Here is a 13,322-nt window from a genome sequence, read left to right as displayed (position 1 = left end):
GGGTATAGTAACGTGAAATTCAAGTTTTTCGCAAAACTAATTTGTGGTTTTATGGATTATTTAAGCCCTGAGTACAAAAAAGACATCTTTGCATCACATAGCAAAGGTGGAGAAGGAGACACTGGTTCACCAGAAGCTCAAATCGCATTATTCACTAAGCGTATCCAACACTTAACGGAGCACTTAAAGTCGAATAAAAAAGATCACTCTTCACGTCGTGGTTTGATGAAGTTAGTAGGTAAGCGTCGTTCTATGCTTGACTATGTAGCTAAAAAAGATATCAACCGTTACAGAGCGATTATCAAAGAACTTGGTATCAGAAAGTAATTCTTTCTGGTGTGAAAATACCACTCAGGGGATTCCAAAATCTGGAATTCCCTTTTTGCGTATTATACACTGCCTTTTATTTTGCTTTAATATTGAAATAAAAGACTGGCAAGAAGTGATTTATCCATAAAAAATCACTAATTTTTGGGGTTAGCAAAAGTTAGCTTTTACTGGCCTAAATTTATGCAGATAGGACTTGGTCCTTAAATATCTGTTTTGTTTGAAGAAAAATTAAAATACAACACAATTACGATGTTTGAAAACGTGATTAAAAAAACAGTTGCCCTTCCTGATGGTCGTGAGATCTCATTAGAAACAGGAAGGATGGCAAGACAAGCAGACGGGTCGATCGTTTTGCGCATGGGAAATACAATGCTTTTAGCAACTGTTGTTTCTAACCCAGAGAAAAGAGAGGGTGCTGACTTTTTGCCACTTTCAGTAGATTACCAAGAAAAATTTGCCTCAGCAGGTAAAATTCCTGGTGGTTTCTTGAAGCGTGAAGGTCGTTTGAGCGACCGCGAGATCTTAATTTCTCGTTTAGTGGATAGAGCTATTCGTCCATTATTCCCTTCTGACTACTATCATGATACACAAATCATGATCTCAATGATCTCAGCAGATCAAGATGCATTACCAGATGCATTAGTAGCTTTAGCAGCATCAGCAGCATTATCTATCACAGATATTCCATTTGACGGACCTATCTCTGAGGTAAGAGTAATCAAAGATACAAACGGTGAGTACATCGTAAACCCTACTCCAGCACAGATGGAAGGTTGTACACTTGATCTTATGATCGGTGCAACTGCTGAAAACATCACAATGGTAGAAGGTGAAATGCAAGAAGTGGGTGAAGACGAAATGATCGAAGCGATTAAAGTAGGTCATGAAGCGATCAAAACTCAATGTGCAATTCAAGTAGAATTAAGAGAAGCAGTAGGCGTTGAAGGATACAGAGAATTCGTAGGCGACGTTGAAGATGAAGAATTAAAAGAAGAAGTTTTCACTGCTCTTTATGATAAATTATATGCTGTAGCATCTCAAGGTATCAAAGGTAAATCTGAGCGTAAAGCCGCTTTCACTGAAGTGAAAAAAGCTTACTTAGAAGCTTTACCTGAAGGTGAAGAAACTGAAGAGAAGTTACCGCTTATCAAACGTTACATTGCTAAATGTGAGAAAAAAGCTTCTCGTGATTTAGTATTGAACACTAAAAACCGTTTAGACGGTCGTGATTTAGAAGAAGTAAGACCTATCGTTCCTGAAGTAGACGTTCTACCTTCAGCACACGGTTCTGCTTTATTTACTCGTGGTGAAACTCAATCATTGACAACAGTTACGCTTGGTACTAAAATGGACGAGCAAATGTTGGATTCTGCAATGGGTTCAGGTACTAGTAAATTTATCCTTCACTACAACTTCCCTGGTTTCTCAACTGGTGAGGTAAGACCAAACAGAGGTCCTGGACGTAGAGAAGTAGGTCATGGTAACTTAGGTCACAGAGCGTTAGAAAGAGTTCTACCTCCAGCTGACAAAAACCCTTATACTATCCGTATCGTTTCTGATATCTTAGAATCAAATGGTTCGTCATCTATGGCAACAGTTTGTGCAGGTTCATTAGCGTTAATGGATGCAGGTGTTGAAATTACAGGTTCTGTATCAGGTATTGCAATGGGTATGATCTCAGAGAATGATCCTGAAACAGGCGAACTTAAATATGCTATTTTATCAGATATCTTAGGCGATGAGGATCACTTAGGTGATATGGACTTCAAAGTAACAGGTACTGAAAAAGGTATTACAGCATGTCAAATGGATATCAAAGTAGATGGTCTTCCATATGATGTGTTAAAGCAAGCATTAGAGCAAGCAAATAGAGGTAGAGCACATATCCGTGGTATTATGGATGACGTGATTTCTTCTTCAAGAGATGATTTAAAACCTCACGCTCCTCGTAGCTTCATGATGATGATCCCTCAAGATTTAATCGGAGCTGTAATTGGACCTGGCGGTAAAGTTATCCAAGAGATTCAGAAAGATACTGGTGCTACTATCGTAATCGAAGAAGTAGATAACCAAGGTCAAGTAAGTTTCTTTGCAGTAGACAAAGTAGCTATGGACGGTGCTGTTGATAGAGTAAAAGCTATCGTAGCTCAACCTGAAGTAGGTGAAAAATATGAAGGTACAGTAAAATCTTTACAACCATTCGGTGCTTTCGTTGAATTTATGCCTGGTAAAGAAGGTCTTCTTCATATCTCAGAAATCGCTTGGGAGCGTACTGATAATGTAGAGAGCATCTTAAAAGTAGGTGACAAAGTAGAGATTAAACTTCTTGAAATCGATCCTAAGACTGGTAAATTCAAATTATCTCGTAAGGCCTTACTTCCAATGCCTGAAGGTTATACTCCTCCCCCTCCACGTGAGAGAAAAGAGCGTAGCGATCGTGGCGGCGACAGAAGAGGTGGTTTCAGAGGTGACCGTGGAGATCGCGGAGACCGTAGAGACAGAGGTGATCGCGGAGACCGCGGAGGTTACAATAGAAGATAATCTAACCTATTGAAAGACAATTTAGTAGGTGCTTAAGAATTATTTTGAGCATTTACTAAACTTTTTATGTCTTTTTTTAGTCAAATATGTAGAGGATCAAGGAACTGCACACTTTTTGCGGTTTTCTAAATCTGATTATAAATATTTTCTCAATAAAATCGTTATATTATATAGTAATCTTTTTGAGAGAATCTTAACAATGGCAAAAAAGAACGGATGAGACAACTCAAGATCAGTAAACAGATCACGAACAGGGAGTCACAATCGCTGGACAAATACTTACAAGAAATTGGTAAGGTTGACCTGCTAACACCTGATGAAGAAGTAACGCTTGCAAAGCAAATTCGTGAAGGCGATCAAATCGCATTAGAAAAATTGACGAAAGCCAATCTACGTTTCGTAGTATCGGTAGCTAAGCAGTACCAAAATCAGGGATTGTCCCTTGGTGACTTGATTAACGAGGGTAATTTGGGTCTGATTAAAGCAGCCCAACGTTTCGACGAAACTCGTGGTTTTAAGTTTATCTCTTATGCAGTATGGTGGATTAGACAATCAATCCTTCAAGCATTAGCAGAGCAATCACGTATCGTACGTTTACCATTAAACAGAGTAGGTTCATTGAACAAAATTTCAAAGACTTTCTCTGAGTTAGAGCAACGTTATGAGCGTGAACCTTCTCCAGACGAACTTGCTGAAGTTTTAGATGTAACTACAAACGAAGTTGTAGATACTATGAAAATTTCAGGTCGCCACGTATCTATGGATGCTCCTTTCGTACAAGGTGAAGAAAATAACCTTTACGACGTGTTAGAAAATGACATGGAGGAAAAGCCTGATACAGAGCTTATGAATGACTCTTTACGTAAAGAAGTGCAACGTGCCCTTTCTACGTTAACTAAACGTGAGGCAGATGTAATTACTTTATACTTCGGATTAAACGGAGAGCATTCAATGACACTAGAAGAAATTGGAGAAAAATTTAATTTAACGCGTGAGCGTGTGCGTCAAATTAAAGAAAAAGCCATCAGACGTCTTCGTCATACTTCAAGAAGTAAAGCATTAAAACCTTACTTAGGATAAACAGAAGTAAGAATATTTTAATGTAACAATATAAAAAAGGTCAGTTATTAAGTTAACTGACCTTTTTTATTAAAAAAAATGCATCAATCAAAATTTCATGATTGATGCAATTTTAAATTATTTTTTACTGAAACTATCGAGCGTTTATCTCGTCAATTTTAGTGTAAATTTCTTTTACTACTGGACTGTCTTTCATTCCAATTCCTTCATACAATGATATTGCACGTCTGTACGTTTTCAGAGCATCATTTTTCTTCTCATCACCCATATCTGCATAAAGGTCTCCTAACTCCTTAATACATGTAACATGCTCTAGTGTTAGAGCTCCGTAATATGCTTCTCTTACTTTAGCTACATCCTTTAATACCTTTTCAGCTTTAGCCAAACTATCTTGAGATGTATATAAAACAGCTAAACTGTATAATGAATTACCATAATCAATATGTTGCTTACCTACATTTTTTTCTCTAGTAGATAAACCTTTCATAATTTCTTTCTCAGCTTCCTCAAATCTTTTTCTCTCGATATAGAAGAAGGCTAAACTATCTAAAGCTTTTCCGTAAGTTGTATGCTTATCAGTTAAACTTTTTTCTGTTTCAGAAATTGACTTCTTGTATAAAGCTTCTGCTTCTTTATCCTTTTTCATCACGCTATAAACACGTGCTAAGGTGATCGAAGCTGTAATTCCTTCAGGAGACTTAGACTTACCTAATCCAGAATAAATTTCAATAGCTTTTTTAGTATGTGTTTCAGCTAATGGAATATTATTTTGTTCTATTTCCAATTCAGCTAGTTCAATATAAGTCACTGCTACTTGCATACTTTTTTCAGTATAAGTGACTTTATTAGCTTCTAACTTTTTCTTTACAAGATTGTATGCATCTTTAGGAGAGTTTAATTTTTCATCAAAATGAATAGTTAAACGATCCAATTCTTCATTATATCTCGGGTTTTTAACTGATATAGCTTTACCTAAATTATCAATGTACTTATAGTATGCAGTGATAGCTGCTTTTGCCTGCCCTGTTTTTTCTAAGAGAGAAGCTTCTTGAAGGTACAGTTGAACATATTCTGATTTAGGCGTACTTGTTTTTTCATAAGCTGAAATGGCCATACTTAATTGAATAGAAGCCTCATCAATTCTTTTTAACCCCATAGAAACTTCAGCTTGCTCAGATAAAATCTCAGCAAATTCTTGTGTTCCTTTTAGATGTTTTTCAGAGAGAGGTTCTAGAGTACGATACATACCTTCTGCTTCTTTGTATTTTCTACCTCTTAAATAAAGTCGAGCATACTTATGGAATGTAATGGTGTATGCTTTAGAATCTTTACCTCCAGATTTTGCTCTTGTATCTAATGCTTTTTGATAATACACATCTGCTTGGGCAAAATTTTTCATCTTTAGACTATTGTCTGCGATGACTTCTTGTGTATCACCCATTTTCTTAGAGACAGCATTACCAGATTTTAATAAAAGTTTTTCTAAAGAGATATAATATATATTAGCATTACCCAAATCTTTTTGAGCCTCGTAAGATTTTGCTAAATATTCTATCGTCATAATATAGTCGGGATGAGTGTCCCCTACTGACTCTTTGCCAATATTTCTAGCAGTCTGAAATTTTTGAATGGCTTTATTATAATTTTTTTGATCGTATGCTGTTTTTCCATCTGCAAAGTAAGTATTGAAATTTTGAGCGAAACTATTTATGGAGAAGACTAGCAGAAAAATTATACTAGATAAAAAGAAGTTGATATATTTGGTCATAATAAAGAACTACAATTTAAAATTTGCTCTATCCATGCCTAAATGCATGATTTATAATTATGAATTAGTTAATCTATCTTAAACATAGTGATTAAGCATAATTTATCATAATGCAAATCTTGGTCCTAATGTGATAAGTGAAATGATTTTGGTAGAATTGTAATGAAATAATTAATATTATTTACTAACCATACGAGTATAATGAAAAAATGGATTCAAATTTTGCTTGTTTTGATGATGTCATCACAAGCATTTGCCACTGATCTAGGTCCAGAAAAACAACTAGATGAAGGAATGTGGTTGCCTATGTTTGTTTCACGTCTGAACTACACTGACATGAAAAAAGAAGGCTTAAAGCTAACTGCTGAAGAAATTTACAGTGTCAATAATAGCTCTCTCAAGGATGCAATCGTGCATTTTGGTGGCTTTTGTACAGGTGAAATTGTTTCTGATCAAGGATTGATTTTTACAAACCATCATTGTGGATACGGTGGAATTCAATCTGTAAGTACAGTAGAAAATGATTATCTGACAAATGGTTTCTTCGCTAAGAGTCATGATGAAGAAAAACCAATTGAGGGTCTTTTTGTTCGATTCTTACAAAGAATGGATGATGTGTCAGAAAAAGTAAACAAAGAGTTAGAAGGTTTGTCAGGAGCTGAAAGAGCTAAAAAAGCACAAGAGGTAATGGCAGGAATCAAAGCTGAAAAAGAAGGAGAATTAAATAATGATAGCTATGAGGTTGTCGTTAAATCTTTCTTTGAAGGAAACGAATTCTACATGTTTGTTTATGAACGCTTCGATGATATCCGTTTAGTGGGAAACCCTCCAGAAGCAGTAGGTAAATTTGGTGGAGATACTGATAACTGGATGTGGCCAAGACATACTGGTGATTTCTCTATTTTTAGAGTATATGCTGGCAAAGACAACAAACCAGCAAAGTATTCTGAGGATAATGTACCTTATAAACCAAAACACCACTTACCTGTTTCAATCAATGGTGTTCAAAAAGATGATTTTGCAATGATCATGGGCTATCCAGGATCTACAGATCGTTATTTAACATCGGAAGGTGTGAAGCAACAAATTGAGGTATTTAACCCTTTGTTTGTTGAGATGCGTGATGCAATCCTAAAGACATGGAGAAAGCATATGGATGCAGATCCAAAAGTAAGACTTCAATATGCTTCTAAATATGCAAGTACTGCCAATTATTGGAAATACTTTATTGGACAAACAAAAGGATTGAAACGTCAGCATGTAATAGAAAAGAAACAAGCTGAAGAAAGTAAATTTAATAGTTGGGTTGCTCAAGATGCTAATCGTAAAAAAGAATATGGTCAAGTAACTGAAATGCTAAAAGAAGGTTATGATGGCAAGAGAGATGGCAGAGTAGCCTATGTGTTGTTAACGCAAGGAGGTTTCAGAATTGAAGCTGTAATGCAAGCAAGAAGAGCAGCTCGTTTTGTAGGAGAAACAGCAAGTAAAGATGCTTCTGATGCTACAATTAAAGCCGCAAAAGAAGCTGCATTAGACCAAGCAAAAGGTTTCTTTAAGGACTATGATTATAGTACAGATAAAGAATTAGCAGTAGTTCTATTGAAGAAATATAAAGAAGTCTTAGAGCGTCCTGAAAATAAAAATTTGCCTGTTCCATCAGTCTATGAATTGATTGATAGAGAATTTAATGGAGATTACGAGGCTTATATAGAAAAAGCATTCACAACTTCAGTGTTCTCTGATATGGGACGTATGGAAGCTTTCATTAATAACCCTTCAACTGAGGCGTATGAAAGTGATATGCTAACACAATTGCATAACGAATTTTTCCAATCTTATATAGTAGTTGCTCAGAAAGAACAACCTGCAGAAATGAAAGTAGAAGATGGAAACAGGTTATATGTAAAAGGTATTCGTCAAATGAACCCAGATAAATCTTACTACCCAAATGCAAACTCAACAATGCGTTTGACATACGGAACAGTTCAAGATTATATACCAGGTGATGCAATGTTCTATGCATATTACACTACTTCTAAAGGTTTATTAGAAAAAGAAGATCCTAAAAACCCTGAGTTTGTTTTACCAAAAGAGATTAAGGAGAAGGTTGTGAATAAAGACTTCGGAAGATATGCTGATCAAAATGGTCAATTAAGAATTGCATTCATTACGAATAATGATATTACTGGAGGTAACTCTGGTTCTCCTGTTATCAATGGTAATGGAGAATTAATTGGCTTGGCATTCGACGGCAACTGGGAAGCAATGAGTGGTGACATTTCATTTGAACCAGAATTACAACGTTGTATCAACGTAGATGTTCGCTATGTACTTTGGACTATTGATCAAGTATATGGAGCCAAAAATATTGTAGATGAAATGACAATCGTTGGAGGTAAGAAACCTAAAGGGAAACCTTATGAAGAGTTGATGCCTAAGAAGTATTAATTCAAAAAAATATATTCCTATAACAAGAAGCCGTTGTGATTCATTTCGCAACGGCTTTTTCTATAAAACAGCCTTTTTACTATCAAAATAAGTGTTTAATATACAATCATGACCAGATATTAGAATAATTTGGCAAAAATGTGAATCTCATCTCGTAACGTTTTTTATAAATTGCCCTTACTACTTTTTATTATAGAAATGAATATGAGAACATTACTACTTTTTATCCTACTATTCGTCTGTTCGCTGACTTATGGGCAAACCATTTTTATCGGAGATGTAGAATATGGAACAGTTTCAGCTGCAATTAATGCCGCTGAAAATGGTGATATTTTAGATATATCAGGAACATTTACAGAGACGATTACGATTAATAAAAATATTACACTTAGAGGTAATGATCCAGCTACAGCTATTCTTCAAGGACATGAAACAAAAGGATCAGCGACACAAAGAGTAATCACAATTAATAATCAAGCTTCCAACGTAATCATTGAGAATCTTACTATTAGACATGGAGATGCTAATTCAAATAAAGGCGGAGGAATATATTCAAACAAAGCTGATGATCTTACGCTTTCAAATGTGATTATAGAAGATAATGAAGCGGACAATGATGGTGGTGGAATTTTCTTGGTTGGTACATCTGCAACATTGACGAATGTTACTATACAAAATAATACCACTGGAGGAAGAGGTGGAGGAATTGGAATAGCACCCAATAATGATATGTCGAAAAATACAGAAGTTGTTCTCTCAAAAGTGCTTCTAACTGGTAATACAGCGACTAACAACGGTGGTGGATTTTATGTAACCGGAAATAAAGATTATGGTGATCAATTTAAAGTTGATCTATCAATAGAGAATACAACGATCTTTGCGAATAATGCAAATCTAGGAAGTATTGGGTATGTAAAAAGTAGTAAGATTGTAGCTAATTCAGTTGGGAATATTGTTGATGAGAATAATATTACCCTTACTCTAAATCACCTTACAGCGATAAAAAATATTGGAGAAGACATTAATAATAAATCAAAAACAGGTCTTTACTTTCTAAAAGACGCTGAAGTAACTAATGGAGCTAATTTAAGCATTTACAATTCTGTTATCTTAATGGATGAAGATCTTGATTATAAAGCGGTCAATTTTTCTAACACTTATAATGCAACTTTATATAATAACTTTATTGGTGGCGTAACTAACCTTGTAAGTGTGGGAACTAATGTTGATAACCGTACAGGAAAATTAGTTTCGCAGTCTGGGTTATCTACAGAATTAACAGATGAAGGAGGAAAAGTAAAGGTATTAACGCATAGTTGGAATAGTAATCTAATGGATCAAGGTACATCTACTTACTCTACAATAAATGGAGAAGATGTAATTGGTACATATAGAAGTGATATGCCTGATATCGGAGCGTATGAATATCCCGAAACAGTACTTGATGGCACTAGATATAAAACAATATCAGCTGCAATTACAGCAGCTTCTGATGGAGATATTATTAAAGTGACAGGTATACACACAGAAGTAATTTCTATAAATAAAAATATTTCATTGGTAGGAATTGATGCAACTAAAGATATTATTCAAGCAGATAAATTACCAAATACTGCATCCTCAAGAGTAATAGGTATTTCAGGGGTTTCTAACGTTAAATTATCAGATTTAACGATTCGATATGGTAATACTACGGGACAAGGTGGAGGAATTCATATAGAACAATCCTTAGGTTCAGTTCAATTAGAAAGAATGGTTATTGAAGATAATTATTCTACTGCAAGAGGTGGTGGTATTGCAATGCGTGGAGCGGATGTTTCACTTACCGGAGTGACGATTCAAAACAATACTTCTGAAAAAGAAGGTGGAGGAGCTTTTATTACACCATTAAATTTTGACGGAGGGGATAATGTGACCGTTCAATTTAACCGATGTCTATTAAATGCAAATACTTCAATTTTACAAGGAGGAGGCTTTTATATTGATGGTTTAAATGGATTTGGCGATAACTATTCTGTTGATGTTATATTAAAAAACTCTGTCATTTTTGATAATAAGGCACTTACAGGAAGTGTAGGTTATGTAAAAGGAGATGATTTAGTAGCTAATGCAGGTAGAGTTGTAGGAGACAATAATGTCTCATTGACCATGGACCATATGACTATTGCTTACAATACGATTTCTTCACTTTCACCCACTCAATTAGAGCTTAACAATTCTGGGTTACATTTCAAAAATAATGCTGGAGATGGTAAAGAAATACCATTTACTATGACTAATTCTATCTTAATAAATGGTGATGATGTAGCTTATAAAAGTGTCAATTTTCGGGATACAGAAGCAACTAATGTGATTAATAATATTGTAGGGGGAACAGTAAATAAAGCGGCAGATTTCAATGATGTTAATGTTGCAGTAGGGAGAACAGCGACAAATGTGATGATAGCAAATGAACTGACAGATGTTGGAGGGGAAATTTTAATATTAGAATTAGACCCTTTAAGCCCTGCGGTTGATGCTGGTGGTGATCCAGGTAGTAACGACAGTGATATTTTAGGGCATACAAGAGATAGCGCTCCTGATTTAGGGGTATATCAAGTCTCTCAAGTAAACGAGCCTGTGGATCTTCCAGTTGAGTTGGTCTATTTTTCTGGTTATTTAAATGGCAATGATGTAGTATTAAATTGGAAAACAGCTACAGAAATTAACAATGCTTACTTTGAAGTTGAAAGAAGTGTAGATGGACTAAAATCTATTGAAACCATAGCAAAAATAGAAGGATATGGTAATTCATTAACAGCAATTGAATATTCATATACAGACTTATCTGTGCAAGGTGGTCGTGTTTTGTATCGCCTGAAGCAAGTAGACTTTGATGGAAGTACTTCTTATTTTGATTGGATTGAAATAAATAATAACAATATCAACTCAAGTATTGCAGTATATCCAAATCCACAATTACAAGGACAGCCTCTAAAAGTTAGAATATTAGATGTATCAGATGATAATTTAGAAATAGAATTAATAGATATGAGTGGTAATATTACGTTCAAAAATGAATTTGAATCGAATACATCTTTATCTATTAATACAGATAAATTGAAATCAGGTTTATATATCATGAAAGTTAAACAAGGGACTACTATTAACCTGAAGAAAATACTAATTAAATAGAAGATAGAAATAATAGTGTTGGAGTCCATTTTCTACTTTTTAGAAAATGGATTTTTTTTATATAATTCTTAAAAAGAACTGTAGTGAAATGAGTGATTTTCTAAGGTGATTTAAAAAAAATCATTTTTGTTGCTATGAAATTTTAAGCTAAAAAAGTGATGGGAATAACCTTTAATGACATAAAAAATAGACCTGTGTCACCTTTTTTAGTGACTACTGTCATTTTTTTTAATTAACCAAAAAAAAGTTTCAAAACCGCCGTTAATGAGTTTAAAGTGTTTTGGATTATTTTCATAATCAGAGAACATTTGTAGTGTCATCAGGGAACAAAATCATTTTATCTATCTATCTCTGGTTACAGAATTTGCAAACTTAGAATGTTCATTTATAACTTCTTATAAAAATGAAAAAACCTATACTTTTATTTAGCTTCCTTTTAGCTTCATTATTATCATTAGCTCAGGCTCCAGTTAAAGTTACTGAGCCAGATTCTACAAAAAGAATTGAAATTCATGGTGGATTAAACCTGATTTATCAAGGTTTACACCAAACAGGTGTTACTGCTTATAATGAAGCAGGAGAAGCATACCAATCAGACGTTACTGAGTGGTTCAGAGTTCCAGCTGCAGATTTAGACTTGAAAGTTAGGATCGCTGATGGTGTTAACTTACATACTTCAGTTTGGTTATCTTCAGCTCACCATATTGATACTTACTTTGGTTATGGTTACTTAGAGGTTCAGAAATTTGATGTTTTAGGATTAGGTAGCAATGCAACTAATTTCTTAAACAATCACTTAATGATTAAAGCCGGTGTTGGTAACTCATTGTTCTCAACTAACCAATACTACAGAACAACAAACGGTGATGCTAAAAACAACCCATTCATCTCTAATACAATGATTGATGATTTCGGTACAGCATTATTTGGTGAAATTTACATGTTCGCAAAAGACAAAGAATCATTCTTAATGATTGGTCTTTCGGATTTCAAATCATCTATGGGTGTTAAAGAGTATGATCCAGCAACAACTACAGATGCAGGTAGACTTCCAAGAATCTCAATCGTAGGTAACAAAGTATTTAGATTCAATGAGGAAACTAAATTAGCTTTACAAGGTGCTTATGTTACTTCATTAGAAGATGGTACTTCATCTCAACAGTTCAAAAACAACAGAGCTGGTTCTGAATTATCAGGATTATTCAACCAAGGTGACTTCGGTGGTGATATGGGTCTTCAACAAAGAAATGAGAATAACTTCTCAATCGATGCGACTTTCAACTGGAAAGGTTTACAAGCTAGAGCTTCACAACAAATCTTAACTGGTGAGCACAACATGAGTGGTCAATGGTTAGAAGGTACAGTAAACCAATTCACGTTCGATTTAACGTACCAATTAAACGAGAAAATTTACTTAGCAGGTCGTTATAACTCAGTAGGTTCTGATTTAGAATCTGAAACTGATGGTGCTTATGAAGGTCAAAAAATCGAGTTCGGTGCTGGTTACGAAATGACAAAAGGTATCTTAATGAAAGCTACTTACTTCAACCAAGATATGACTAACGATTTCGTTGGAATGGAAAATGGTAATGCAAACGGATTCTTAGTTGGCCTTAACTTATACTTCTAATCAGAAGGTATAGCTTAATTCAAAATTAGGATTGTTATATAAATTCTAACCTCTAGTTTTTTCGGAAGCTAGAGGTTATTTTTATATCTCTACTTATATGAATTAGAAATTAATGAAAAATTTAGTTTACACATTGATTGAAAAGTCAAAAAAGTATTCCTCTCCTATTATGGTAGCATTATTAGGTGTTGATGGTTCTAGAAAAGGATATATAAGTGATTTTAAAAGAGTTTAGGGATAAAGGTGTAAAATGTAAAGTTATTGGTATTGATGGTTGGCTTAATCCACCCTCGAAGCGTTTTTCTAAAAATGAACCTGCTTAGCATTTCTATAATTATGGCTTTCGATTTC

Annotated in this window: 8 protein-coding genes; 7 read left to right on the top strand and 1 reads right to left on the bottom strand. The window is 34.6% G+C overall.

Features of this window, described 5'->3' with window-relative positions; translation table 11 throughout:
* Nucleotides 1-51: 51 nt before the first annotated feature.
* The 3 genes from rpsO (at nt 52) to ACXAHM_RS11510 (ending at nt 3,951) form a co-directional block, all read left to right on the top strand.
* Nucleotides 52-327, top strand: a complete 276-nt coding sequence (gene rpsO / locus ACXAHM_RS11520) for a 30S ribosomal protein S15 (protein ID WP_474960589.1) — start codon at nt 52-54, stop codon at nt 325-327.
* A gap of 252 nt (nt 328-579) precedes the next feature.
* The gene (pnp, locus tag ACXAHM_RS11515) at nt 580-2,871 is read left to right on the top strand and encodes a polyribonucleotide nucleotidyltransferase (RefSeq protein WP_474960588.1); all 2,292 of its coding nucleotides are present in this window, start codon (nt 580-582) and stop codon (nt 2,869-2,871) included.
* A gap of 216 nt (nt 2,872-3,087) precedes the next feature.
* Entirely contained in the window at nt 3,088-3,951 is an 864-nt protein-coding gene (locus ACXAHM_RS11510) for a sigma-70 family RNA polymerase sigma factor (protein ID WP_044207596.1), read from the top strand.
* 133 nt (nt 3,952-4,084) lie between these two features.
* On the opposite strand, the gene ACXAHM_RS11505 is transcribed toward ACXAHM_RS11510, so the two are convergent.
* On the bottom strand, nt 4,085-5,719 hold the full coding sequence (locus ACXAHM_RS11505) for a tetratricopeptide repeat protein (protein ID WP_474960587.1): 1,635 nt from the start codon (nt 5,717-5,719) through the stop codon (nt 4,085-4,087).
* Nucleotides 5,720-5,920: 201 nt separating this feature from the next.
* Here ACXAHM_RS11505 and ACXAHM_RS11500 point away from each other — a divergent pair, with 201 nt between their 5' ends.
* The 4 genes from ACXAHM_RS11500 to ACXAHM_RS11485 all read left to right on the top strand — a co-directional run bounded on the left by ACXAHM_RS11500 (nt 5,921) and on the right by ACXAHM_RS11485 (nt 13,206).
* Nucleotides 5,921-8,167, top strand: a complete 2,247-nt coding sequence (locus tag ACXAHM_RS11500; protein ID WP_474960586.1) for a S46 family peptidase — start codon at nt 5,921-5,923, stop codon at nt 8,165-8,167.
* A 204-nt stretch (nt 8,168-8,371) separates the two neighbouring features.
* Nucleotides 8,372-11,341 carry a choice-of-anchor Q domain-containing protein gene (locus tag ACXAHM_RS11495; protein ID WP_474960585.1) on the top strand — a complete coding sequence of 990 codons (2,970 nt, stop codon included), beginning with the start codon at nt 8,372-8,374 and terminating at the stop codon, nt 11,339-11,341.
* A 403-nt stretch (nt 11,342-11,744) separates the two neighbouring features.
* On the top strand, nt 11,745-12,971 hold the full coding sequence (locus tag ACXAHM_RS11490; protein WP_474960584.1) for a hypothetical protein: 1,227 nt from the start codon (nt 11,745-11,747) through the stop codon (nt 12,969-12,971).
* Nucleotides 12,972-13,083: 112 nt separating this feature from the next.
* Nucleotides 13,084-13,206 carry a hypothetical protein gene (locus ACXAHM_RS11485; RefSeq protein WP_474960583.1) on the top strand — a complete coding sequence of 41 codons (123 nt, stop codon included), beginning with the start codon at nt 13,084-13,086 and terminating at the stop codon, nt 13,204-13,206.
* The last annotated feature ends 116 nt before the right edge of the window (nt 13,207-13,322 follow it).

This window comes from Flammeovirga sp. AWQ4_249 (genome assembly GCF_056161045.1).
This window is presented reverse-complemented; position numbering and strand designations above follow the sequence as displayed.